The sequence below is a fragment of the Streptomyces sp. NBC_01618 genome (genome assembly GCF_045209435.1).
Taxonomy (GTDB): domain Bacteria; phylum Actinomycetota; class Actinomycetes; order Streptomycetales; family Streptomycetaceae; genus Streptomyces.
On the sequence record NZ_CP109297.1, the window covers coordinates 1,094,650 to 1,118,468 of the forward strand.

Annotated in this window: 24 protein-coding genes and 1 pseudogene; 10 read left to right on the forward strand and 15 right to left on the reverse strand. The window is 68.6% G+C overall.

Going from position 1 to position 23,819, the window contains the following annotated elements:
• Window positions 1–32: 32 nt before the first annotated feature.
• Window positions 33–728 (forward strand): pyridoxamine 5'-phosphate oxidase family protein, encoded by a 696-nt coding sequence (locus OH735_RS05230; protein ID WP_406379874.1) that lies wholly within the window; start codon window positions 33–35, stop codon window positions 726–728.
• Between the two features lie 58 nt (window positions 729–786).
• Here OH735_RS05230 and OH735_RS05235 read toward each other — a convergent pair whose 3' ends face one another.
• The 3 genes from OH735_RS05235 to OH735_RS05245 form a co-directional block, all read right to left on the reverse strand.
• On the reverse strand, window positions 787–1,743 hold the full coding sequence (locus OH735_RS05235) for a DMT family transporter (protein WP_406379876.1): 957 nt from the start codon (window positions 1,741–1,743) through the stop codon (window positions 787–789).
• A 162-nt stretch (window positions 1,744–1,905) separates the two neighbouring features.
• On the reverse strand, window positions 1,906–2,934 hold the full coding sequence (locus tag OH735_RS05240) for an EamA family transporter (protein ID WP_406379878.1): 1,029 nt from the start codon (window positions 2,932–2,934) through the stop codon (window positions 1,906–1,908).
• Between the two features lie 127 nt (window positions 2,935–3,061).
• Window positions 3,062–3,553 carry a nuclear transport factor 2 family protein gene (locus OH735_RS05245; RefSeq protein ID WP_406379880.1) on the reverse strand — a complete coding sequence of 164 codons (492 nt, stop codon included), beginning with the start codon at window positions 3,551–3,553 and terminating at the stop codon, window positions 3,062–3,064.
• A gap of 103 nt (window positions 3,554–3,656) precedes the next feature.
• Here OH735_RS05245 and OH735_RS05250 point away from each other — a divergent pair, with 103 nt between their 5' ends.
• A complete protein-coding gene (locus OH735_RS05250) occupies window positions 3,657–4,223 on the forward strand; it encodes a TetR/AcrR family transcriptional regulator (protein ID WP_406379882.1) in 567 nt (188 codons plus the stop codon).
• Window positions 4,224–4,246: 23 nt separating this feature from the next.
• Here OH735_RS05250 and OH735_RS05255 read toward each other — a convergent pair whose 3' ends face one another.
• Complete coding sequence (locus tag OH735_RS05255; RefSeq protein ID WP_406379884.1) at window positions 4,247–4,816, reverse strand: Clp protease N-terminal domain-containing protein; 570 nt, start codon at window positions 4,814–4,816, stop codon at window positions 4,247–4,249.
• Window positions 4,817–5,064: 248 nt separating this feature from the next.
• On the opposite strand from OH735_RS05255, the gene OH735_RS05260 reads away from it, so the two are divergent.
• Window positions 5,065–5,262 carry a hypothetical protein gene (locus OH735_RS05260; protein WP_406379885.1) on the forward strand — a complete coding sequence of 66 codons (198 nt, stop codon included), beginning with the start codon at window positions 5,065–5,067 and terminating at the stop codon, window positions 5,260–5,262.
• 84 nt (window positions 5,263–5,346) lie between these two features.
• Window positions 5,347–5,778, forward strand: a complete 432-nt coding sequence (locus OH735_RS05265; protein ID WP_406379886.1) for an SRPBCC family protein — start codon at window positions 5,347–5,349, stop codon at window positions 5,776–5,778.
• A 92-nt stretch (window positions 5,779–5,870) separates the two neighbouring features.
• On the opposite strand, the gene OH735_RS05270 is transcribed toward OH735_RS05265, so the two are convergent.
• Entirely contained in the window at window positions 5,871–6,497 is a 627-nt protein-coding gene (locus OH735_RS05270) for a PadR family transcriptional regulator (RefSeq protein WP_406379888.1), read from the reverse strand.
• Between the two features lie 393 nt (window positions 6,498–6,890).
• Here OH735_RS05270 and OH735_RS05275 point away from each other — a divergent pair, with 393 nt between their 5' ends.
• Window positions 6,891–7,244, forward strand: coding sequence for a VOC family protein (locus OH735_RS05275; protein WP_197287773.1), 354 nt, complete (start codon window positions 6,891–6,893; stop codon window positions 7,242–7,244).
• 935 nt (window positions 7,245–8,179) lie between these two features.
• On the opposite strand, the gene OH735_RS05280 is transcribed toward OH735_RS05275, so the two are convergent.
• Both OH735_RS05280 and OH735_RS05285 read right to left on the reverse strand, forming a co-directional pair.
• Window positions 8,180–9,211: a TniB family NTP-binding protein gene (locus OH735_RS05280; protein ID WP_406379890.1), complete on the reverse strand. Its 1,032-nt coding sequence runs from the start codon at window positions 9,209–9,211 to the stop codon at window positions 8,180–8,182.
• The gene (locus tag OH735_RS05285; RefSeq protein WP_406386417.1) at window positions 9,208–10,017 is read right to left on the reverse strand and encodes a Mu transposase C-terminal domain-containing protein; all 810 of its coding nucleotides are present in this window, start codon (window positions 10,015–10,017) and stop codon (window positions 9,208–9,210) included. The genes OH735_RS05280 and OH735_RS05285 overlap by 4 nt, the downstream gene beginning before the upstream one ends.
• Window positions 10,018–10,108: 91 nt before the next feature.
• On the opposite strand from OH735_RS05285, the gene OH735_RS05290 reads away from it, so the two are divergent.
• The gene (locus OH735_RS05290; RefSeq protein ID WP_406379892.1) at window positions 10,109–10,636 is read left to right on the forward strand and encodes a DinB family protein; all 528 of its coding nucleotides are present in this window, start codon (window positions 10,109–10,111) and stop codon (window positions 10,634–10,636) included.
• A 146-nt stretch (window positions 10,637–10,782) separates the two neighbouring features.
• On the opposite strand, the gene OH735_RS05295 is transcribed toward OH735_RS05290, so the two are convergent.
• From OH735_RS05295 to OH735_RS05305, 3 genes are all read right to left on the reverse strand, one after another.
• Window positions 10,783–11,364: a DUF6262 family protein gene (locus tag OH735_RS05295; protein WP_406379893.1), complete on the reverse strand. Its 582-nt coding sequence runs from the start codon at window positions 11,362–11,364 to the stop codon at window positions 10,783–10,785.
• Window positions 11,361–13,940, reverse strand: coding sequence for a tyrosine-type recombinase/integrase (locus tag OH735_RS05300; protein ID WP_406386419.1), 2,580 nt, complete (start codon window positions 13,938–13,940; stop codon window positions 11,361–11,363). The genes OH735_RS05295 and OH735_RS05300 overlap by 4 nt, the downstream gene beginning before the upstream one ends.
• A 61-nt stretch (window positions 13,941–14,001) precedes the next feature.
• Entirely contained in the window at window positions 14,002–15,153 is a 1,152-nt protein-coding gene (locus OH735_RS05305) for a tyrosine-type recombinase/integrase (RefSeq protein ID WP_406379895.1), read from the reverse strand.
• Window positions 15,154–15,900: 747 nt separating this feature from the next.
• Here OH735_RS05305 and OH735_RS05310 point away from each other — a divergent pair.
• Together OH735_RS05310 and OH735_RS05315 are read left to right on the forward strand one after the other, a co-directional pair.
• Entirely contained in the window at window positions 15,901–17,580 is a 1,680-nt protein-coding gene (locus OH735_RS05310; RefSeq protein ID WP_406379896.1) for a tyrosine-type recombinase/integrase, read from the forward strand.
• Complete coding sequence (locus tag OH735_RS05315; RefSeq protein WP_406379898.1) at window positions 17,577–18,164, forward strand: DUF6262 family protein; 588 nt, start codon at window positions 17,577–17,579, stop codon at window positions 18,162–18,164. The genes OH735_RS05310 and OH735_RS05315 overlap by 4 nt, the downstream gene beginning before the upstream one ends.
• A 192-nt stretch (window positions 18,165–18,356) precedes the next feature.
• Here OH735_RS05315 and OH735_RS05320 read toward each other — a convergent pair whose 3' ends face one another.
• Both OH735_RS05320 and OH735_RS05325 read right to left on the reverse strand, forming a co-directional pair.
• The gene (locus OH735_RS05320) at window positions 18,357–19,223 is read right to left on the reverse strand and encodes a GyrI-like domain-containing protein (RefSeq protein WP_406379900.1); all 867 of its coding nucleotides are present in this window, start codon (window positions 19,221–19,223) and stop codon (window positions 18,357–18,359) included.
• 59 nt (window positions 19,224–19,282) lie between these two features.
• A complete protein-coding gene (locus tag OH735_RS05325) occupies window positions 19,283–20,095 on the reverse strand; it encodes a phytanoyl-CoA dioxygenase family protein (protein WP_406379902.1) in 813 nt (270 codons plus the stop codon).
• A 91-nt stretch (window positions 20,096–20,186) separates the two neighbouring features.
• On the opposite strand from OH735_RS05325, the pseudogene OH735_RS05330 reads away from it, so the two are divergent.
• Window positions 20,187–20,624, forward strand: a pseudogene (locus OH735_RS05330) (hypothetical protein); the annotation flags it as partial.
• Between the two features lie 39 nt (window positions 20,625–20,663).
• On the opposite strand, the gene OH735_RS05335 reads toward OH735_RS05330, so the two are convergent.
• Both OH735_RS05335 and OH735_RS05340 read right to left on the reverse strand, forming a co-directional pair.
• Complete coding sequence (locus OH735_RS05335) at window positions 20,664–21,017, reverse strand: hypothetical protein (protein WP_406386943.1); 354 nt, start codon at window positions 21,015–21,017, stop codon at window positions 20,664–20,666.
• A 263-nt stretch (window positions 21,018–21,280) separates the two neighbouring features.
• Window positions 21,281–21,718, reverse strand: coding sequence for a VOC family protein (locus OH735_RS05340; RefSeq protein WP_406379904.1), 438 nt, complete (start codon window positions 21,716–21,718; stop codon window positions 21,281–21,283).
• Window positions 21,719–21,931: 213 nt separating this feature from the next.
• Here OH735_RS05340 and OH735_RS05345 point away from each other — a divergent pair, with 213 nt between their 5' ends.
• On the forward strand, window positions 21,932–22,753 hold the full coding sequence (locus OH735_RS05345) for a PhzF family phenazine biosynthesis protein (protein ID WP_406379906.1): 822 nt from the start codon (window positions 21,932–21,934) through the stop codon (window positions 22,751–22,753).
• 125 nt (window positions 22,754–22,878) lie between these two features.
• On the opposite strand, the gene OH735_RS05350 is transcribed toward OH735_RS05345, so the two are convergent.
• A complete protein-coding gene (locus OH735_RS05350; RefSeq protein WP_406386421.1) occupies window positions 22,879–23,658 on the reverse strand; it encodes a CPBP family intramembrane glutamic endopeptidase in 780 nt (259 codons plus the stop codon).
• Window positions 23,659–23,819 lie beyond the last annotated feature (161 nt).

Here is a 23,819-nt window from a genome sequence, read left to right on the forward strand (position 1 = left end):
CGTGATTATGCACTAGTGCAATGGAGAACGCAATGTCGGACACCGCATCGCCGCAAACCATGGACCCGGACACCGCGGCCGGGTACCGGCCGACCGAGCGCACCGTGCCGACCCGTTCCCGCGACCGCGCGGCCTACGACCGGGAACTGGTCCACTCGATACTCGACGAGGCGTACGTCTGCCACCTCGGCTTCGTCCGTGACGGGGCGCCGGTCGTCCTGCCCACGCTTTTCGGCCGGATCGGCGAGCGGCTCTACGTACACGGTTCGACCGGCTCCCGGCCGCTGCGGGAGACCGGCCGGACCGACCCCGGTCTGCCCGTCTGTCTGACGGTGACGCATGTCGACGGGCTGGTCCTGGCCCGCTCCGCCTTCCACCACTCGATCAACTACCGCTCCGTGGTGGTCCACGGCATTGCGCACACGGTGACCGACCCGCAGGAACGGCGGACCGCCCTCGACGCGATCGTCGACCAGGTGGTGCCGGGCCGGTCCGCGGACTCGCGGCCCGCCGACGAGAAGGAGCTGGCGGCGACGGCGGTGATCCGGCTGGACCTCCAGGAGGTGTCCGCCAAGATCCGCACCGGCGGCCCCAACGACGAACCCCGGGACCTCACGCTGCCCCACTGGGCGGGCGTCGTCCCGCTCGCCCACGGCTACGTGGCGCCGCTCCCCTCGGACGACCTCGATCCCGCGATCCAGGTGCCCGGCTACATCACCGCACTCTGAACCGTCCCAGGACCGGACGGGCCCGCCACCGTGGCAACGGGCCCGTCCGCCCCGGCAATCAGGCCGGTACGGCCGCCCGGCGGCGGGCGTGCGTGGCGCTGCGCGCTTCGGCGAACGCCAGCCCGGTGACGGCCACGAGGAGCAGCAGCGTCCCGACGACGGTCGCCGCGGTGAGCTGCTCACGAAGCACCACGACGGCGATGACCGCCGCACTGACCGGTTCGAGCAGCATGATCACGGACACCGTCGCGGCACGCACCACCGCGGCGCCCGCGAAGTAGAGCGCGTAAGCGAGCGCAGTCGGTACCGCCGCCACATACACCAGCAGCGTCACCACCTGCGCGGGCTGAGCGGTGTACGGTACGAGCCCTTCGGCCGCGGCCATCGGCAGCAGTCCGACGGCTCCGATCCCGAAGGCCCAGGCGCTGGTGGCGAGCGAGTCGGTGGTGCCGCCGTCGCGGCCGAGCCACCGGGTCAGCAGGGTGATCGCCGCGTAGCCGGCCGCAGAGAGCAGCGCCAGGGCGACTCCGGCGGGCCGTACCGTGGCCCCGTCGCCCCCGAGCACCAGCACGGCGAGCCCGGCCAACGCGCCCACCACCGCGGCCAGTCCGCCGCGCCCCAGCCGTTCCCCCATGGTCAGCCGCGCGCCGACCGCGATGAGCACGGGTCCCGCCCCGAGGGTGACGATGGTCCCGACCGCGAGGCCGGTCGCCTCGACGGCCGCGAAGTACGCGCTCTGGAAGACGGTGAGGCCCACGCCGGTGCCGAGAACGCGCAGCAGCCGACGGCTGCGGGGTTCGGCGGGGGCGGCCGCCCGCCGGGGCCGTAGCGCCAGTGCGGCGAGCAGCAGCACGAGGCCGCCCACGCAGCGCCAGAACGACAGGGCGAGCGGGCCCAGATCACTGACCTCGAAGATCAGCGAGGCGGCGGCCCCGGCAGTACCCCAGGCAACACCGGCGACGATCAGATAGAAGAGGCTCCGCCCGATGGGCAGGCCGGAAACAGTATTCGACACGTGGCTTCTCCGGATGAAGACAGGAAGGTGGTCGCTCAGCTCCGCACACGGGCCGCGACGGACCGCCCGGGGACTACCCGAGCCCGGTCTTCGTCAGGAGTTGGCCGCCGCCCGTGTCAGGCGGCGGGCGGCGAAAGCACAGTCGTATACATGAGCGTCACACTACGTCGTGGCGCGACCCGTGGACAACTCCCCCTCGGCGGCGGCACGACCCCCGTCCGCTCCGGCGATCTGTCCGCCGCCCGGCCCCGACGTGATGGGGCCGGAGGGCGTACGAGGCGTCGCCGACTGGGCGATGAAGGCACCGATCAGCACCATGGAACCGCCGATGAGCTGCGGTGCCGACAGGTGCTCACCGAGCATTACCCAGGCGAGCACGGTCGCGATGACCGCCTCGAGACAGGCGACGACACCCGCCACCGCGGGCGAGAGCAGCCGTACCGAGATCACGCCGGTGACGTAGGCGAGCACCGTCGCCAACAGCACGATCCACAGGAGCAGAAGCCATGCCGGAACGTCCGTGCCGTCCATGCCCGCAGTGCCGCCCAGAACCGACCAGTCCATGTTCCACGGCCGCGCGACCACGGTGAGAACGACCGTGCCGATCAGCAGTCCGTACGCGATGACACCAACCGGATGCGGCGGTTCCGCACCTTTCGCCTTGTCCGCGCTCCCCTGGTCCGACAGGACGAAGTAACCGACCTGACAGCAGGCGGCACCGAGCGCGAGCACCAGCCCGACCACGTCGAAACTCAGCCCCGACCAGACCTCGACCACGCAGGCGAGCCCCCCGACGGCGAGCACCACACCGACCGCGGCGCGCCGGGTGACCGGTCGGCGCTGGACGAAGCGGACCCAGCCGAGAACGAGCGCGGGCGCCAGATACTCCACGAGAAGCGCGACACCGACGGGGATACGAGAGATCGCGGCGAAATAGAATGCCTGCACACCCGCGACGGCGAGCAGCCCGAACCCGAGCAGCAGGACCGGCCTGCTGCGTACGAGATCCCGGTGCCGCCAGGCGACGGGCAGCATGACGAGCGCGGCGCCCGCCACCCGTAGCCACACCACGTGGAGCGGATCGAGCCCTGCCTCGATGAGCGGCTTGGCCGCCACCCCTGAACCACCGAATGCGAACGCCGACACCAAGGCAAGTCCCAGGCTGGCGCTTCTCCCCTGAGACGCGTGCATCGGCACATCATGACAGCTGAAGTCAGGAGCGTCACTCCGGTGACCCCTGACGTGCGCTCTCCATCAGGCACTCGGCTCCACCGCGGCACCCTCCGTCAGACACTCGGCTCCACCGCGGCACCCTCCGTCAGACACTCGGCTCCACCCCCGACGGTCTCCTCCGATCTTCGACCCCACCGCGGCCCCCCACCATCAGCTCGCCCAGCCCGGCGACGGTCAGGCCGTCCATGTAGTCACGGACCCGCGTGATCAGTCCGTCATGGACGCGGACGACCAGCACACCGGGCACGGTGAAGGTGTCTCCTCCGTCCGGCAGTGCGCCGACCACGATGTGCTCGCCGATGACCACTTCCGGATCGGCGGTCTCGTGAATCTCCACATCTTCGATGGCCTCCACCCGGACGGGACTCGCACCCCAGGCGGCCCGGTATCCGGCACGCACCTCCTCGCGCCCCTCATAGCGGGAGGGAAACCCAGGCGACGCAAACGGGAACTCGTGCACCGCGTCCGTGGCGTACAGGTCGGCGAGGCCGTCCGCGGACTTGTCGAGCATGGCCTGGTGGTAGCGGCCCAGCACCTCGCGGGGCGTACGGGCCGAGGGTTTCCGAAGCCCCGGCACGGAACTCACTCCGTCCACTGCTCACTCCAGTTACTCAACGCGCGTTGACTCAATGACCGTACGAGCCCTCCAAGGCTTCGGTCAACATCTGTAGAGTGAATACGTGACCGCCCCTCACCTCTCCCGCACCGACCGCCGCCGAGCCACCGAGGCACGCATCCTCGACGGCGCCCGTGAGCTGTTCGCCGAGCGGGGCTTCGATCGCACCACGATCCGCGCCGTGGCAGCCGCTGCCGGCGTCGATCCGGCTCTGGTCATGCAGTACTTCGGGTCGAAACGCGAGTTGTTCACCCGGGCCGTGCAGGCGTCGCCGTCGCTGCCGACCGACAGCGACGGCGACGCCCTGGTGGATCAGCTGATCGCCACGCTCGGCCTCAAGCTCGGCGGTCTCCCCGACGGCACGCTGGCGATGATGCGCTCCATGCTCACCGATCCGGCCGCAGCCGATCACGCCCGCGCGAGCCTCGGCCGACAGATCGGCAGCATCGGGGCGGCGCTGCCGGAGGCCGAGGATCCGGAACTGCGCGCCGCGCTGGTCGTCACCACCATGATCGGCGTCACCATCGGCCACCAACTCCTCGGCCTCGACGTCCTCCGCGACGCCCCCGCCGACCGCATCGCCGCCCTGCTCCGCCCGGCCTTCAAGTCCCTGACCGAACCGCCACGCTGAATCGGCGCCCGCACCTCGGGCCGTCAGTCCCCGGCGCCCCGCCACCCCTGGCCGGACGCCCCCACGATCCGGGCCGCAAGCTGCTCCGCGTCGACACCGGCCCGCTCCAGCACCTCGACGGCCCGGCACTCGTGGTCCCTGGCCAGCACCGCGAGCAGATCGAGCCCGCCGGCCCTCACTTCTCCCCGCAGCTCCGCCCGCTCCAGGGCTCCCGCCATCGCCGTGGCGGCCGAGGGCGACCAGCCTTCCACGCCCGTGTCCCGCACAGCGGAGTCCGGGCCCCGGACGACCGGAACAGCGCCGGAGTCCTCCACCGCACTCTGCCAGCGGAGCCCGTAGCCGATACTGCGCTGGACGAGATACCCGAGCACCTTGGCCAGTTGGGGTCCGCCCTCGAAGGCCGCCCGCACCTCGGGGTCCGATTCGATGAGGGAGTGCAGCAGATGCGCCGTGTCGATCTGCCGGTCGCCGTCGCGCAGTGCGCGCCTGCGGGCACCCGTCACCACCGCGGCCAGCTCCACAGTGAGTCTGGCGTCGAACTCAGCACGGTTCGGTGCGGGCTGCTGAGGGATCCGCGGCGTCCGGTTTTGCACACCTCTCACCCCATCAGTCCCACAGCACCGAAGCATCGCCGGAGGGGCCCATTTAGGCATCCCACGCAAGTTGGGCACACCCGAACGGCTCCTCCTCCTTACGGATGAGATCTCGCCGTCTCAAGATCCGATCCGGAAGAACCGCGCGCGCCGCCTTGCAACAGTGACTCACGCAGCAACCGGGAGCCGCCCCCGTACGTCCCACAGGCCACACCACCCCTACGGCAACCGGAAGGGAGTCTGCGGACGTGTCCTGGTTGGTCGCCCTGCCGGCGCTCGACGGGCGGGAGTACGTCTACCGGGTCCACGCGCCAGCGGACGCACTGCGCGCCGACCTCTTCTGGGCCGCGTTCCACCGCCACGACGACGGCCCGCACCCGCGCGCCTGCGACCGGTTCGATGCCGCACTGATCTGGCGGACGGGACCGGAGGACGGGCTCCCATAGATCTGACGGTTCATCACTATTGAATGTTGTCGTCACTGCAGCTACGTTCCGCGACACCGTAACCCGCCGAGAAGGGGTGGTCGCATGGCCGAAGTCAGCGCAGAGGCACGCATCGAAGCGCCGGCCGAGAAGGTCTGGGCCCAGCTGACGGATTTCACTGCGTACGGCCAGTGGAACGCCACCCACACCAGCTTCCCCAAGGGAGGCCCGGCGGCACTCGAAGTCGCGGCCACCTACGAGGAGAACATGAAGCTCATGGGCTTCCCCGCAGAGGTGACCTGGACGGTGGCGGAGCTGGAGACCGCGCGCCTGCTGACCACCAAGGGCAAGGGGCCGATGGGCGTCAACCTGGCCATGCGCTACTCACTGACTCCCGACGGAGACGCGACCACGGTACGGATCGACGGGGAGTTCACCGGCGCGGCGGTCTCCCTGATGGCGGGCAAACTCAAGGATTCGGCGACCGCCGCGCTCGTCGAATCACTGCGCAAACTGGGCGGGCTGGTCGCGGCCTGACAGCCACCGGACGAACGGGGAAGGGGCCTCGCGGCTCGGCCGCGAGGCCCCTGACACTCTGCACCTTTCGCCTCACACCTCGCCCCACGGGCTCAGCGCTCGTCGGCGAGGATCAGATAGAGCTTCTTACGGGCGTCATTGATGACCGAGAGCGCCTTCTGACGCTGGTCGGCCGAGCCGGTCTTCCAGACCTGACCGAACGCCTCCATCAGACCGAAACCGGCCTGCCTGACCTCATTGACGCTCTCCCAGTCGACTCCGCGACCGGCCTCTTCCCAGGGCGCATCGGGCCCCGACTCCGCCTCCGTGCGACCGGTGTCGGTCAGCGTGAACAGCTTCTTGCCGCCCTCGCTGGCACTGATGATCAGACCCTCGTCCTCCAGTAGCTGGAGAGTCGGGTAGACCGAGCCCGGACTGGGCCGCCAGGCCCCGCCGCTGCGCTCGCCGATCTCCTGGATCATCTCGTACCCGTGCATCGGCCGGTCCTTCAGCAGCGCCAGGATCGACGCACGCACGTCACCGCGGCGCGCCCTCCCCCGGCCACCCCCCCGGCCGCGGCCGCCGCCGAAGGGGCCACCCCCGAAGGGACCGCCACCGAACGGCGGACCGAACTGCCCGAAGGCCGCCCGCCGCCCCTCGAAGTCACCCCGGCCGTGATGCCCGGGCCCGCAGTGCCCATGTCCATGCCCGTGGTCATGCTCGTGCCCACGTGAACGCATCGCCACGCTCCTTCCATTGCTGATCTGTCACGATGCATCAACGATATATCGGAACCGGTCGCTTGGCAATCGTCGCGACCGGTCACTGCTTGACCTGTGACAGCGATCGTTGATCGATTGCCAGGGAGAGTTGATCAAAGCTGGTTTGTGTCAGCGAAGGGTGACCACATGACTGTTTGTGCCAGCGCAGGCTGACCGTTGTGATTGTTGCCTTGCTGCGTGTCTGGGTGGTGTCCCCTGGAGTGGTGTAGCAGCGATCACTTCTCGCGACTTGCTGCCACCGCATCGCGCTACTCACCGCTCTGCGGGACACGATCCGCACACCGGACCAGCGGTCGACGGCAGTCACCCCCCAGCCCTGGCAGCCAGCCGACCCTGTTTATGCTCACCCCCATGGCACTCGAATGGGAACAGATCATCGTCGACTCCTCCGACCCCATCGCCCTCGGGCGCTGGTGGGCCGAGGCTCTCGGCTGGGTAGTGGTCGACGAATCCGAGGAGATCATCGAGATCCGGCCTGAGCCGGACCAGGTGCCGGGGCTGCTCTTCGTGCCTGTCCCCGAGGGCAAGACATCGAAGAACCGGCTCCACCCCGACTTCCGCCCCGACGACCAGGAGGCCGAGGTCGCCCGGCTGCTCTCCCTCGGTGCCCGGCGCGCCGACACCGTGCAGGACGAGCAGCACTGGGTGACCCTCCTCGACCCGGAGGGCAACGAATTCTGTGTCCTGGGTGAGCGGAAGAGCTGAGCGAGGGCCGGGCAGCCGTTCGGGCGAAGGCGCCAGACGGTTTGCTCGATCAGCCGCTCGACTGCGCAGCTTTCTTTGGCTGCTCAGGCCAGCCGCGGGACAGTCGGTAGCACTTGCGCGAGCACCAGCGTCGGGTCCAGCCGTCCTTGCGGCGGTCAATCGGTTTATGGCACTGGCCGCAGGACACCGGCCCGAGGAAGATAGATGGGTCAGCGCCCGCAGACGACCATGTGCGGCAACGGCGGCTGCACCAGCGGCGAGGGGGATCGGCGAGCGACTTCGCTTTTATCGGGATGCCGCAGAACACGCATGTCCTGGAAGGCAGGGGAGCCCGTCCCTCTCGATCAGTCGGTCCCAGCGGGAGACCTGCAGTTCGCATGTCTCCGAGCAGGTGTGCTTGTCGGCGCTTTGAGGGGTCGGCGGCATGGGGCCTTCGCAAGCGGCGCAATCGCGGAAGGGCTGCCGGTCAGCGGCGTCCTCCTCGCGGGAACGACGTTCGATGTAGGCCACTCTGCGGCAGCCAGAGGAACAGAGCCGGTGACGTTGACCGAACTGGATCTTCATCGGCTGCCGACAGATTCGGCAGGGTTCCATGACGTGATGCTTCTGGGGAACGCGGCAACGAGTCGAGCAGTAAACGGGCATGACGCCGAACGTGCGGGTGACGGCGAATTCGGAGCCGCATCTCTTGCACTTGACGGTGTCGAGCGTCTTCCGTAGCTGTTCGGGGTCACGGCCGGTGACGGCGGCGATCCGTGCCCAAGATGGACGGCCCTGATATCTGGGCGGTCCTGCGAGGAAGCGCCGCAGGTAGGCGGGCGGAAGGCAGTTGGCGCGGGCGAGGCGGGCGACAAAGGGATAGCAGCCTTCACCGGCAATCGGCCGGACCTGGAAGGGAAGCTTGGTGATCGGCTCGTTGTCCGCGGTGGGGTGGGTCACTTATCCGCGTCCGAGAGCCCGCCGGGGTGCCTGCGACGGGAGGCGATGTCCAGGTCGACTGCCAGTAGGCCGGGCTTGGTGATCTTCTCGGCGCCGGTGAGGATGGCATCCACGGCAGCTCCGCGGAGCTGATGGGAAAGGGTGCCGATCATGCCGCCCGTTCGGGTGTGCAGGAAGCGGTCCAAGCGAGTCAGGGTGCCACGTGTGTGCTGGTGCAGCAGGAGGTTCGCCTCCATCTGCGCGACCAGGCCCTTCCACTCCTTGTTGTAGGGGAAGGGGTGGGTGGCCACCGAGGTGAAGCGAGCGGCGATCTGGTCGCCGCGGGTGCCGGACAACAGGCCGCTGCCCTCGATGTCGATGCCGGCATAGGCAAACGTCGCGGGGATGCGCTCGGAGAAGTACTTGAGTGTGTCCGACGCTTCGGCTCCTGTGCGGGTGTGCAGGGAGATGTTGTGGATCTCATCGACCAGGACGAGACCGGTGCGGGCCTTGGTGCAGACTCCGACCACGGCTTCGGTGAGGTCGGTGATGTTGGAGCTTCTCAGGACCGGGAGCCCGAGGAAACGGGCGAACTCCGCGGCAATCATGCGGGGTGTCGCGGCGGGCGGGACGGTGATGTAGATGACCGGTATGCGCTCGTCCTGGCCAGGGTGCCGGCGGCGGTCCTGCAGCTCATGCGCCAGCCCGAGCTGGGTCAGGGCGATCGTTTTGCCGGTGTTGGCCGGGCCGGTGACGATGAGGCCCCGGCGGGCGCTGATGGCGCCGCGGTTGAGGATGACCAGGCGGCGTCCGCAGGTGACGGTGTGCCGGACGGTTGAGGTGGCGACCACCTGCAGGCGGGCATGGTGGTCGAGCCGGTCCTCGTCGTACTGGTATCTGTCCTCTTTGGTCAGGGCGTCGTACACGTCCTGCGTCACCATGGCCATCGGCTCGCTGATCGCCCCCGCGATGAACTCGCGCCAGCCGGGCAGGGCTGTCAGGTAGCGGCCGAAATCGTCTTCCGGCTGGTCTGCCAGCGGCGTGCTCACGAACGTCTCCAGGGGTCCTCAAGCGGGTCGAAGATGCCCAGCGGGATCACTTCGGCCATCGTTTCCTCGTCCTCCGCCGGCGGCTCCGGCGAGGGTTGCGTCTCCGGTCGCGGCAGAGGTGTGGCTGCTGCCGGTGCAGTGGCCTTGGTCCGGGCCGTGACACGGCGGTCCGCCTTGGACCGCTTGGCCTTCCGCTTGTTTGCCGCTGGCTGTTCAGGACCGGCGTGGGCGCGGGTAAGCAGAGCGGAGACGGCCTCGGCGAGTTCTTCCTCCGTGGCCTTGGGCAGCTGGTGGCTGACGTGGTCCCAGGCGAGGTCACCGAAGGGAACGGGCGCTCGGTTCAAGTACTTCCAGGTTGCCTGGATCCACTCGCCTGCGCCGCGGTGGTTGCGTACCCAGACGCGGGAGACGTCGTAGGGGTCACGGTGGACTTCCCAGAGCCCACGCTTGGCAGTGACCCCTGAGTCGCGTTGCCGCATCGGCCCCAGCTCGGGGACGTCGTAGGTGCGGTTGTTGATCCGGATGCCGTAGGAGTTGACGGCCCGCCAGGCCGCAGGGAGGAGTTCAACGTAGTCCTGGCCGCTGAGAGCGACAGGGACGTAGCCGCAGGCCTCGACCAGCGCGGCGTACTTCTGGTTCGGCGTGAACTGCCGGCCCGGATGGTCGGGATCTCGCAGCCCCTCGTGAGGGCGGTTCTGCCAGCAGGCTTTACCGACCGCAGGAGCTCGTGCACCGGCTCTGAACTGCGGCGATTCATAGACTACATGTTCGTGACGATGGGATGGGGCTGTCGCTGTGAGTTTGATGTTTTGGCTTGCCTCGGGAGGCGTCGATCAGGCGTGTTCGTCGCCAGCGAAGACGGTCGCAGGTCATGGCCGCTGCTGCCAGAGTGCGGTCATGACTACGACACCGGATGGACGGCCCATCCCTCCCGCGCATGCTGATGAGCGCGCCATGCTGGAAGCATGGCTTGACTTTCACCGTGCGACCCTCGCCCTCAAGTGCTCGGGCCTCAAAGATGATCAATTACGAATGGCCTCGGTGGCGCCGTCGTCGATGACGCTGCTGGGTCTCGTCCAGCACATGGCTGAAGTGGAACGCAACTGGTTCCAGCGCGTGTTCACGGGCCAGGACGTGTCCCCGGTCTTCGGGGAGAGCAATGCTGATGGCTTTGGTCTTCATCCGGACCGTGGACTCGACGAGGCGACGACTGTCTGGCAAACGGAAGTCGCTCGCGGCCGTGAGCTCATCGCCGCCGCATCACTGGACGACTCCGGTCGCCTGTCCGAACAGGAAGCTGGCCATGTAGGCGATCACGGCGTGTCGCTGCGCTGGATCATGGTCCACATGATCGAGGAGTACGCGCGTCACAATGGCCATGCCGATCTGATCCGAGAGCGCATCGACGGAGTCGCCGGGGCATGAGGCGCGTTTCCGCGACACGAATGACCGCACGGACGAGCCGCCACCCCCTCATCTGACGGTGGCCCGTTCGGCCTGGCCAGCGGGATCACGGGATGGGCCCGTCCACCGGGGCGGTGGACGGGCCATGAGGTATCAGCGGGATGCGATCAGGCCGGTGGTTCTGGCCCGGTGAGGCGGGCTTCGAGGTCGGCGACGCGTCGGCCCTGGAAGCGGAGGTTAGAGCGGGCGGCTTTGAGCCGCTCGTCGAGGGTGCGGTTGTCGGTGGTCAGTTGGCGGACCCTTTGTTTGAGGGTGGTGTTCTCGGTGGTGATCCGCTGGATGGCCTCTTCGGTCCACTCGGCTTGCAAGTCCCTTATCTGGCCGAGGAGTTCGCCGATTCGGGTGCGCTGGGCGAGGATCTCGGCCTGGGCTGCCTTGAGTGCGTCCTCGGCGTTCAGCGCGCGCTCGCGCCAGGTCGCCTCGCGCTCGTCGTCCTGTTCGGCGAGCATCCGGGACCGCCGGTCACCGGCCTCCGCCATCGCCATAGCGACGGCGGCCGGGGCCTCGGGGTTGTCATAGAGGAAGGTGCGTGAGACGTTCGCCCGCCGGGCGACAGCAGCGACGCTGACCTGGGCTTTCTCGCGCCGCAGCCGGGTGATGGACTCGCGAACCCGCAGGAGGGCTGAATCGGTCCTGCTGCGGCGTGCTGCCAGGGCAGCGGCGGTGCGGGGCTCGGGGACGGTGTTCATGCGACGTCCTGTTCGGGGGCGGTGTCCTCGGGTGTGTACGTATTTCTGTACTCGCTCTCCCCTTCGGCGCCCGCGTCGACGAGGTCGGCGGCGCGGAAGGCGGTGGACCAGACGCGGTGGAAGTAGTCCTGGGGTTTGCGCAGGTCCAGGGCGAGGGCGTCGTCGAGCAGGCCGAGGCCGGCCAGGGCCTTCTCCAGACCGTCGATGGCGCGGGCGGTGGGTTCGAAGTAGGCGTGCAGGTAGTCGGCGGTGGCGTCATCCGGGGCGCCCTCGGCCAGCAGTCGCCACTGCTCGCGCTTGCGCCTCCAGTAGAGAAGATCGGCCCCGGACAGGACGAACTTGTCGCAGGAATGGCAGTTGAGACTCCAGGGGCAGTCCCCGCCGTCGACGACGGGCTGGAAGGTGCAGAAGCCGCCCTCGGCGGGGGTGCTGCGGCGGCCAAGGTCGATCGCGATGGCCATGGCGTGTTCTTGGTTGAGTGGCGTGAGGTCGTCGGTGAGGATTTCGCCGGGGTTGGCGGCGCCGGGGCCAGCCACCCAGACGTGCTGGAGCACGCTCTCCAGGTCGGACTGGGCGAGGTGGACGTAGTGCTCGGCCATGCGCTCGGATACCTGACCGAGGTAGCGGCGGATGTGGGTCAGGCTCGCTCCGGCTCGCAGCAGGCTGGTGGCCAGCGAGTGCCGGGCTTGATGGGGCACCCACCGGCCGATGTCGAGACCGTTGATCCATGCTTTGAAGCCCCGGTGGAACCACTGGTAGGACAGGGGCCGACGGCTGTCGCTGTTGCGCTGGTTGCTGGGAAACAGCGGCAGATGGGCGCGTTCCTCCGGGGTCGGCGGGCGGTTGTGGCGAGTGGCGAACAACGCCAGGGTCTTGCGCTGTCGCGCTTCCAGCCGCTGGTGGAGCTGTTCAGGGATGCGGATCGCGGCGTCGTAGTTGCCGACCTTCGTCTGGTCGTGCCAGAGCATGGGGAGCCCGCCGTAGCGACCCAGGCAATCCAGACGCAGTTTGATCACCTCGCTGCAGCGCCGTCCGGTGACGATGATGGTCTCCCAGGCGTCGCGGAGTCCGCGGTCGGCCGGGTCGTGGCAGGCGGCGAGCGTCTGCAGGTTCGTCTCCGCGGCGAGGGCTCGGGCGACTTCGTCGGAGAAGGGGGTCCGTGTCCGGGTGATGATCCTGCCCGGAGAAGGCATGGCGGTGACGAAACCCCGGTCGAGGCCGAGCCGTTCTGCTTCGCCGGATTCCAGGGCTTCCAGGAGGATCCGCCGGGTGCGGGTGAAGACCATCTGGCGGGTGTAGGCGGTCACGATGGACGGTTTGCCGTGCAGGCCTTTCACTCCCAGGGACGGCAGTCCGTCCAGTTCGCGGAGTCGTTGGTCGGCGGCGAAGTCGTGGACGTGGTGCGGCCGAAGCAGCCTTGGGTCGTGACCGCCGCCGGGGGCCTGGATCTCCAGGAAGGCGCTGAGTTCGGTGCAGGCTCGCCGGGTGCCGTCGAAGGTGTGACCTGAGCGCGGGCAGCTCGGGGATCGCAGTATCGCGGCGAAATGATCCCAGGCCAGGTCGCGGAGCCATCGCTGAGATATCGAGGTCAGGTCGATGCGTGGCGACCGGTTGTTCAGCCTGCGGCCGAAGTGCTCAGTGTTCAGGTAACCCTGCTCGCGGGTCTGCTCCGGCGTCACATAGAGCGGGGTGAGCAGGTCGATGAGGATCCGGGCGAGGTAGGAGGCGTCCCGGCCGGCTGTGGTCAGCCGACCCCCTTCCTCGTCCGGGTCCACGCTGCCGGCGGCCAGGTCGGTGAGCGAGTGAAATCCGTGGTCGCGGCAGTAGTCCGCCAGGCTCTGGATCTGGGTGAGTTCCCAACGCCTGCCCGATCCACGGGCATGGACGAACAGTCCCCACTGAATCTCGGCTCTCAGGAGCGAGTGCAGGCCGCGGAGGTTGATCTGACCCGGTCGGGATACCGGCGCCGTCCTTGAGCACCACCACCGGAAGTCCGACTCGTTGTCGTAGGAGACTGGCACTGGCGAACCGACCCGCTCGTAGCGGTTGCCCCACTGCGCTGGCAGCACCGCCCCGCCCGGCCGTCCTTCCCTGAGATAGCGCCGGTGGTGCCGATAGCAGAGCCCCAGGGGCGATTCCGCCAGGTCAGGGCAGACCACAGCTTTGCAGCGTCCATATCCGGGCCGGGGCAGTTGCTTGGCCAGCCAGGTGTCGAAGTCGGCGGCGTCTCCGTGTCGGTCGCGGTAGTGATACCAGCTGAACTGGTGGTGGTGACACAATTCCAAGGTCAACTGGCGCGACGGCCGCTCGGGGCAAAGCCGACACAGTCGCTCACGCAGTTCCTCGCCGTGCCCGACCAGATCGGCGGTGCGCAGGAAGTCCGCTCGGGACCGCTCAGCGCGCAGCTGCCGCCACGCAGTCTCGTGGGCGCCGCAGAGATCTCCCCGGCCCGCCCTCGGTCGCTCGCAATCGGTGACCAGGCAGACCCATCGGTAGACGGGGTGGTCCGGTGGGATCTCGACGATCTCCGAGCGGAACACGGGGTCGAAGGACGGAGAGTTGACCAGGGCGGTCATGATCTCCAACCGGTCCCGTCCCTCCCGGCTATCCCGCACCGGGGGGTCAGAACAGGCGCGGTCACCGCGTCTCACCCCAGACCGCGCGCAGAGCGGAGTCGAAGGCGGGGTCGTGGATGTCGACGTGTCCGTAGACCTCGTCGACCGTGGCGGCCGAGGCCCAGCCGCCGGCATCCCGGGCTATCAGCAGGTTGCCGTCGGCAGCGTCGAGGACCGCGGAGGTGAACGTGTGCCGGAAGGCATGGGGTTTCACCAGCCCGAGCCCGGCGCGTTTCCCGGCCCGGCCGAGCATCCACCGGGCACCGACCGGCGCCCACGGCTGTCCGGCGCTGGCACCGTGCAGTTGGACCAGGAGCATGCCGTGTCCGGCGCCGCGCGGGTACTCGCTGGTGAGGTACTCGAAGTAGGTGTGCACCATCTCCGGGCTGACCCGTTTGATCAGCCCGCCGGTGACCGTGCCGTGTTCGACTTGCCAGGGGTGCTTGGTCTTGGCCTCGGCCCGGTTCGGGTTGCCGGGCCGGTGGCAGACGTGCAGGTGCGGGGTGCGGCACTCGCCGCAGGACGCGTTCTCGCGCAGGTGCAGGTCGGCCAGGTGCAGCCCGCAGAGCTCGCCAATCCGCAGGCCACCGTCGGCCAGCCAGGTCACCACCATCCGGTCCCGGGCCGAGTTCGCCGTCTCCAGCAGCTTCTCCCTCGCCCCGTCGGGCAGCATCTTCGGGTGCCGGCGGTGCGGTCCTTTCGGCGCGAGCGGGTTCGCCGGCATCGCGGACTTCACATGCCCGAGGAACGAGCGGCGACGGTCCACCCGCGACGGCAGCCGCGTGCCATCGAGCTTCTCACCAAGGCCCACGTTGACGCCGAGGGAGGCTTGGTGCAGATAGAAGCCCTTCAGGCAGGAGGCCGCGATCGACAGCGCGGACCGACCGTAGGGACGCTTACCCACCCGCCACGGCTCCCCGAGCGGCATATGGACCTCGGCGCCGACGATGCCCATGTACCTTTCCAGGTCACGCAGTTGGACCGTCGCGAAGTCCAGGCACTCGCGCTCCAGCCATCGCAGATGGTCCACCAGGTAGTACGCGTAGGTTTTCTGTGTGCCTGAGCCGTCATGGACGCGCAGGAACCGGTCCGCCTCGGCGTGGAGCGTGCTCTCCGGCCAGACGATGGTCCACGACCTTCGTCCGCCCTTCCGCTCGATCCGCTGGACCCTCAAGTCCCCAACAACAAGCTGCCGTACCACTCGTCCTCCGTACCGACTCCAGAACATGACGAACGTCCTGAACCCGGTCGGTAAACAAGCCCATGACGTCCACGCCACAGGCTCGAACGGACATCACGAACAGCACAAACCACGGTCGGTAAAGTGGGCTTTACCGACCGTGAGTTGTGCTGCCCGTGATGTCCGCCTGGGTCTGTGAATGGACGTCATGGGCTCGTTTACCGACCGGGACCGGAACGTCTGCCATGTTCCGGAGTCGGTACGGAGGACGAGTGGTACGGCACATCGTGGTCGGGGACTTGAGGGTCCAGCGGATCGAGCGGAAGGACGGAGGAGCGACGCTGCCGTCGCAGTGGGGCACCCGCTTCGGGCGCCGGGGATTGGTCACGCCGGTCAGCTACGAGGACGAGTTCACGTTCCGGCGCTGGTGCGGGAGTGCCGGGGCCGTGCTCCGGCCTGCACAGGTCAATCTTCGGGGGCTGCATCCGCTGCTGCGGGCCGAGATCAAGTGGGGCATGTTCACCTACACCCAGAAGGCTCACGGCCGCTGGGAACTGGTCACCTGGCAGGGCTTGGCGAACTTCGCCCGTGAGCACGGTCTGCGGTCGCTGACGGATGCGGGCCCCGAGGAGGAACGGCTGCTGCAGAAGGCAGCCAGCCGCGAGGCGGTCCACATCGTCCGGGCCGTGGCCGGCTGGCTGGCTGGCTGGCTGGCTGGCTGGCTGGCTGCAGCCTCTCTACGTGACGCTGGCCGATACGCGCGAGCTCGGATACATCCTCACCGAGCACTTCGGACGGAAGCTCACCGGCCGCTCGGTTCACATGGACCTCACGGGCGTCTCCCAGCGATGGCTCCGCGACCTCATCTGGGACCACCTCGTCGCGATCCTGCGCTCTCCCGGCTGTCCGCGCAGCGGAAGCACTTTCGACGACATGCGCCGAGCCGGTCTGGAGCTGAGTACCTTCCTGGAACTCCACGCGCCGTCCGGTGGCCACGACCCGCGAGCCTTGACGGCAGACCATATGCATCAGTTCGTCGCCGACCAGCGGCAACGCGAGCGGGACGGCCTCGTCTCGCTCGCGGCCAGAGGGCGCCCGGGCAAGCAGTCGATCGTGACCGACAACACCCGCCAGCGCGTGTTCCACCGCACCCGGCGCCTCCTGCGCGGGGCGATGGAGTCGGGAGAGGCCGAACGCATCGGCCTGGACCGGGCGTTCATCGCCGCCATGCCCTCGCCAGGGCGGACAGTCCGCCGTTCGCGACCGCCGTTCGCCGACGGCGTCGCCCGCGCGCTCGCCGACGAGACCAACCTGCGCGGCCTCTCCGAGACTTACGACCCGTTCGACCGCGGCCTGCGGGACGCCTGGGAGACGATCATCGTCACCGGCCGCCGCTGCGGAGAAGTCCTCCAGCTCCGTCTGGACTGCCTCGGCCGCTACGGCGGACTCCCCATGCTCTGGCACGACCAGACGAAAGTCGGCAACTACGACCAGGCCCTGCGCATCCCGGAGCGGGTCCACCAGCTCCTTCAAGCCCGCCAGCGCAAGACCCTGGCCCTGTTCGAGGCCCGGAACAACCGGCCGCCCACCACCGAGGAACGCGCCCAGATGGCGCTGTTTCCCACCAACATCCGTAACCGCGACGGCCATCGGCCGCTGAGCTACAAGTGGTTCCACAAGGGCTTCAAGCTCTGGATCGACGACCTCGACATCGGCCGCTGGGTTCCCCACCAGGCCCGCCACAGTCTGGCGACCAGTCTGCTGCGGGCCGGGGCAAGCCTGACGCACGTCCGCCGCTACCTCGGCCACGTCTCCGAGCGAATGGCCGAGCACTACATCCACCTGACCCAATCCGATCTGGAGGACGTCCTCCAGCACGTCTGGGTCGCCGGCCCCGGCAGCCCCAGCCCTGGTGAAGTCCTCACCGAGCCGACCACCCCACTTACCCGCGAGCAGGCCCAAGCCCTCGCTATCGATCTGGCCCGCCGCAGCACCCCCGCCGAGGGCGGCTTCTGCACCTTCCAGCCGGTCGTCGACGGTGGCGCATGTCCCTGGAACCTCGACTGCCACAACTGCGACAAGTTCGTCCTCTCCGGCGCCGACCTCCTCTACTGGCGCCGCAAGCGTGAACAGTGGCGACTGCTGGCCGAAGGGGCCCCTGACGACGCCACCGCCGACTATCTGCACCGCTACTTCGAGCCCACCGCCCGCGCCATCGACGGCCTGGAGAAGGCCCTGGCCGGCCTCGGCCTCCTCGACGACGCCCTCGCCCTGGACCTGCGCAAACCCCAGGACTACTTCCACCCCGTGTGGTCCACTGCCTTCCGCGCCGCCGACCTCGCCGACGCGGGCGCCGACGAACAGAGCGAGTACGGCGATACGTGCACAACCGACAACGACCCCGAGCAGGACATCGCATGAAGACCGCTGCCGTTCCGGAACCCCGCACCGCCGCTGCCCTGGCCGCCCGCCGCCACAAGACCGAGGCCGTCCTCCAACGGGTCCGCGAAACCATCACCCGACTCAGGCGCGAGAAAGCCCAGGTCAGCGTCACCGCCGTCGCCCGCCGCGCGGACGTCTCCCGCACCTTCCTCTATGACAACGCCGAGGCCCGAGCCGCCATCGCCACCGCGATGGCCGAGACCGGAGACCGCCGGACTCAGTTGCTCGCCGATGAGGACGATGGGCGCGAGGCGACCTGGCGCGAACGTGCCCTGAACGCCGAAGATGCCCTCGAAGCGGCTCACAGCGAGATCATCGCCCAACGGGCCCGCACTGGTGAACTCCTCGGCCAGATCCGGGACTTGCAAGCCGAGTGGACAGAAGAAGCCATCCAGCGGATCACCACCGAGAACACCACACTCAAGCAGCGGGTCCGCCAGCTCACGACCGACAACCGCACGCTCGACGAGCGGCTCAAGGCTGCCCGCTCCAACCTCCGCTTCCAAGACCGCCGCGTCGCCGACCTCGAAGCCCGCCTCACCGACCCGGGATCAGCGACGTGATCCTGTCCTGCCGACCAGCTCACGGCCCGTCCACCGTCCCGGTGGACGGGCCGTCCCACGAGACCGGGCGTGAGTAGTTGAGGTACAAGAAGTGCCGCTGAGATTGATCTTGCCGGCGTCCGACTGGTTCGGTTGGCGCGAAAGGCCAACCGAAGCGCTCGCACACGCCTGCCCGGGGGCTTGCCGCTGTGTTCAGCCGCGCTCGGGCTCCACCGGGAGCCACAGTTCGGCGTCGGCCTCAGTCTTCTCCGGCGACAGGCGGGTGCGCAGGATCTCAGGGCCGGTGCGGGTGCGATACGGGTTCGACGGGAACCACTCGGTGAACACGTCCCGCCACAGCTCCTGGATGGCCTGCGGTGCCGGCCCGGAGGTGGTGAAGACCGCCCAGGTGCCGGCCGGGACGGCCAACGTGGTCGTGCCCTCCAGCGCGGCCGGGGAGGTGATGACGCCGTGGTGGTAGTCGAGTTCAGTGCCCTCGGCGCGGCTGGGGTCCATGCCGTCGCAGACCGCGACGATGCCGTGCGGCTCCTGGTCCGACAGCTTCTCCAGGCGCTCCAGGGTCTGCGGGTCGATCCCACGGACAAAGTCCATGATCGCCTGGTTCGGCCCTGCATGCACCAGCGGTACCCGGGTCTTGAGTCCGACGACGTTGAAGTCCGCCTTGTCCACAACGCGGTATCGCATACTGCTGCTCCCTTCGATGGTGAGGCGGAAAGCCATCCGGGACTGGGAGGTGAGCGCTGCGCCGGTACGTCGGGCCTCGCCCGGTCCGATGCCGTGCATGGCACGGAACGCCCGCGCGAACGCCTCGCCGGAGCTGTAGCCATAGCGCACCGCGATCTCCAGCAGCGTCTCACGCCCCGCGAGTACTTCGGCACCTGCGAGGGTGAGCCGGCGGCGCCGGACGTACTCCGACAGCGGCATGCCCGCCAGCGCGGAGAACATCCGGCGCAGGTGGTGCTCCGAGGTGGCCGCGAGGCGTGCCAGCTCCTCCACGTCGACGGCCTGGTCGAGATGGCACTCGATGTGCTCCATGGCCTGGTTCAGCCGCTCCAGCATGCCCGGCCTCCTTCCTATTCCCTCATGGCCACTTTGCCAGCGATGGTCGTGAGGCACGTTTACGCTGCGCTGCGGTCGATGCCGTCCCCGTCCGGACCGGGGGCGTCCTGCCCCAGGCCCCGGCGGATCGCTATCTCCACGGGTGAGTACGCGCCGTCGGCCCGCTCCAGTTCGTACGGCGCGGCCGGCATCAGCGGCGGCTGGGCCATAAAGCGCGGCCGCACCCCATGGTGCGATTGCGCCGCGTGCACCAGGAACGGATGACACAGGAAGACATCGCCCGGGGACCCGGTGGCGAGGGCAAGTGGCCGGTGGTCGGACGCCGCCACCAGGTCGGGCGCGAGGGTCAGCCCGCTCGCCCCGTCCTCCCCGTACTTCTCCAGCACCTTCGGCACGTCGAGGTGCGAGCCGACCCGGATCCGGGTCGGGGCGTCCTCCTCACCGACCTCGCTGAACAGGAACAGCATCAGCAGCGCCCGGCCCTGGGAGCGCAGATTCGTGAAGTACCAGCTCTCGCCCTCCGGCAGATAGCTCCCCTCGATGTGCCAGCCCGCGTCGTCCGGCTCCTCCTCGTGCGGGAAGCGCAGCGGGAACGTGCCCAGCGAGTAGCGCGGCTCCCAGCGTCCCGCGCCGACGAGCAGGTCGTACGCGCGCTGCAGCGACGGGGAGTTGGGTGCGGCGGCGAACGGCCCCTGCGCCATGCCGCCCACCCAGTGCACGGGCTTCGTCCACGTCGACGGGTCGTCCGGGTCGCAGCCCGTCTCTCGCCACAGCAGCCGCGCGCAGTCCGCGGCCACGCGCGGCGCGACAGCGCCCTCCAACTTCACGAAGCCGTCGCGGAGGAAACGGGATACCAAGGTCGTGTCATCCATGCCCCCATCGTGCGGCGACACCGGCCCCGATCACCCGACATTCTCCGCACCGCCTTTGTCGGGTGATCACCGGAGCACCGCCTAGCCGACCATGATCAATCTCAGCGGCACTTCCTGTACCGCAACTACTCACACCCGGAGACCACCCAGACGAGCTACAGCAACGAACCCAACTCATCGTCACGGACATGTAGTCTATGAATCACCGCAGGTCAGAGCCGGAACACGAGCTCCCGCGGTCGGTAAAGCCGTCTGGCAGACCAGGCCCCACGACTCGCTGCGCGATCCGGACGCACCGGCGCGGGCGTTCTCGCCAAACGAGAAGTACGCCACGCTGCTTGAATCCTGCGGATACGTCCCAGTGCCGCTCGGCGGCGAGGACTACGTCGAGCTGCTGCCCGAGCGCTGGCAGGCGATCAACGCCTACGGCATCCGCATCACGCACCACACCTACGACAGCCCGGAATTGAACCCACTGCGCCGCCAGCGCTCGGGGGTAACGGCGAAGAAGGGTCTGTGGGAGGTCCACTTCGACCCCTACGACGTCTCCCGGATCTGGGTACGCGACTCACGCGCCGATCGGTGGATCACCGTGTTCTGGAAGCATCAGGATCCGCTGGTTGTCCAGCGAGAGCACCGACACCGACAGCCCTTCCCGCCAGGGCGGCACGGTCGCTCCCGGCAGCGACGCGGACACAGGCGCAGACGCTTCCTCGCCTTCGGCCTCTGTCGCGGCGGTGGTCTCTTCAGCAGATGCGGCCAGGGCGTCGACGAGCTCTTCGCGCGCGATCACTCGCCGGTCCAACTCGATCTCGGCGGCCTCCAGCGCCGCGGCCGTACGGGCCGCTTCCTCCCGCAGGTCCTCCACCCGCTCGCGGGCAGCCGTTTCCCGTGCCTCCAGCAACCCCAGCATCGACGCCATCGCGCACCCCTCGACGATCAAGCGGAAACAGAACGTCGAGACCATCCCTCACCCCGGCTGAAACCATGCCTGAACAGCAGGAATTCAACGATCGCATCCGGTTCAACAACGGCTTCTTACCCAATCGCCGATGAGACGAACTGCGATCCGTGAGAGTTCGACGGGACCCGCAGCGGCCCCGCACCGATGCAACCGCAGGCCCCTGACGGGCCTTCTGGACCTCGGCGTTGTTCAGGACCCGCAACGGACCGAAATAGTCGCCGTCAGACCAGGCAGAATTCGTTTCCTTCGGGGTCGGCCAGCATCACATGATCGGGTCTGCCCCGCAGTTCGTCCTCACGGATCACGTTCGCCCCCGCAGCGGTCAGCCGCTCCACCGCCTGGACCACTCGCGGCCATCGCACCTCCCAGGGCGTGTCACGACCACCTCCGACCTGCACGTCCAGATGCAAGCGGTTCTTCACGACCTTCGACTCCGGCACTTGCAGGAAAGAAAGGTTGGGGCCCACCCCGTCCGGATCGGAGAGGTACGCACCCTGATCCCACTCGTCCTTCGGGATCTCGTGATGAGCGAACCATTCCGCCCAGCTCCCGAAGCCTGCGGGCGCGGGCTTCGCCGTATAGCCCAGTGCCAGCGCCCAGAACTCGGCCAGCTTTGCCGGGTGCGCGCAGTCGATCGTCAAACTCCACTTGGTCGCCACGGGGCCTCCTCGGTCCGATGCGCAAGACGTTACCGTCCGCCTCTGACACCCCCGGTCCGCCGCATCGTGCCCGGCACTCACGGCTGATGGACGGAGTAGCAGCCGGAATCGGGCGACAGGCGCTCGAAGTCCCGGCCGGCGGCCGGCATTTCGGTCCAGTGACACCGAATTGGCCTTGTCCCGCCACGTTCCGTCGCACTTATGGTCGGCGTCATGAGGATCCGAATCGTCGATGCGTTCACCGACCGCCCCTTCAGCGGGAATCCGGCAGGAGTCCTGCTGCTGGACTCCGACACCTTTCCCGACGACGCGCAGCTCCAGTCGATCGCCACGGAGGTCAACCTCTCCGAGACCGCTTTCGCCCACCGGCTGCCGCTGGGTGGCGAAGCGGACTGGGCACTGCGCTGGTTCACCCCGACGACAGAGGTGGACATGTGCGGGCACGCCACCCTCGCGACCGCGCACGTCCTGCACACCACTGGGGCGGCGAGCGGCACGGTACGTTTCACGGCGCGATGCGGAATCCTCACCGCGACCGGCCACCCGGACGGCACAGTCACCCTCGACTTCCCCACAGCCCCTCTGACACCGGAGTCCGTCCCGGCCGGGCTGGGCGGCGCCCTGGACGTGGAACCCCTCTCCGTCCACGACACCGGCCCCCACATCGGCGACCTGGTCGTGGAGCTGGCCGACGAGGCGACCGTACGAGGGCTGACTCCGGATCTCGCCGCGGTGGCCCGCCTCTCCCGGCGGGGCATCGTCGTGACGGCCGCCGCCGAGGACCCCACCCGCGGCTACGACTTCGTCTCCCGCGGCTTCTTCCCACGCGTCGGGATCGATGAGGACCCGGTGACCGGCAGCGCCCACACCGCACTGGCCCCCTTCTGGTCGGCCCGCCTCGGCCGTGACGAGCTGACCGGACTACAGGCCTCCGCCCGTTCCGGCCTGGTCCGCACCTCGCTGCGCGGCGAGCGCACCCTGCTGACCGGCAGCGCCGTCACGGTCATCGACGGCGAACTGCTCACGGCGCTCTGAGCCTTCCGACGACAACGCGACGGAGGGCGTACGGACCACTCCCGTACGCCCTCAGCTCTGAACACCGCCCGCGGATCGCCCCAGCACGGCCCGCGCTGAACACCACCCGCCGACACCCACCCCGCTCACGGCGTAGGCAGCCACCCCACCTTCCCGGCCAGCAGGGCGTATCCGACGAACGCCCCTATGTCGAGCAGCGCATGCGCCGCCACCAGCGGACCGACCCGCCCCCAGCGCCGGTACAGCAGCACGAAGACCACGCCCATCACCATGTTGCCGATGAAGCCACCGATGCCCTGATACAGGTGGTACGAGCCGCGCAGCACCGAACTCATCACCAGGGCGGCCATCGGCGTCCACCCCAACTGCCCGAGCCTGCGCAGCAGGTACCCGACGACGATCACTTCCTCCACTACGGAGTTCTGCAGTGCGGACAGGATCAGGACCGGAAATCTCCACCACACGTCGGGCAGTGACTCCGGGACCACCGTCAGATTGAAACCGGCTGCCCGAGCCACCAGATAGAAGGCGAGCCCCGCGCTTCCGATGCCCGCCGCGACCAGCGTGCCGCGTCCCAGGTCCGGCCACGGCCTGGACCGGTCGAAGCCGATGGCGCGCAGACCGGTGCCCTCCCTGATCAACAGATGCGCAACGAGGGCGACGGGCACCAGGGCCGTCGCGATACCGAAGAGTTGCCAGGCGAGATCCAGCCATGGGCGCCCCGGCGCGTACGAGCTGTTGAGAGTCGCGGCCTGTTCCTTCAAACCGCCCGGTTTCGTCAGTGATCCGACAAAACTGATCAGGGCAGACACCCCGCTGGCCCCCAGCGAGAGAGCCAGCACCAGCACCGTTTCGGACCGCAAGATCCGTTGTGAAACAGCCTCCTGAGGAAAAGAATCAGCCACACGCCCCGCCTCCACCTGTACACCTGCCTTGAGTTGTGTATTCACGCCCCATGCCCCGCCGCGCCCCGCTAGGGTCTCGAATGCAGGTACGAAGATCACGCGCGACAGGCCGGGGGACAACCACCATTGCCGATGGTGTGGTCCCCCTTTTCCTTGTTCAT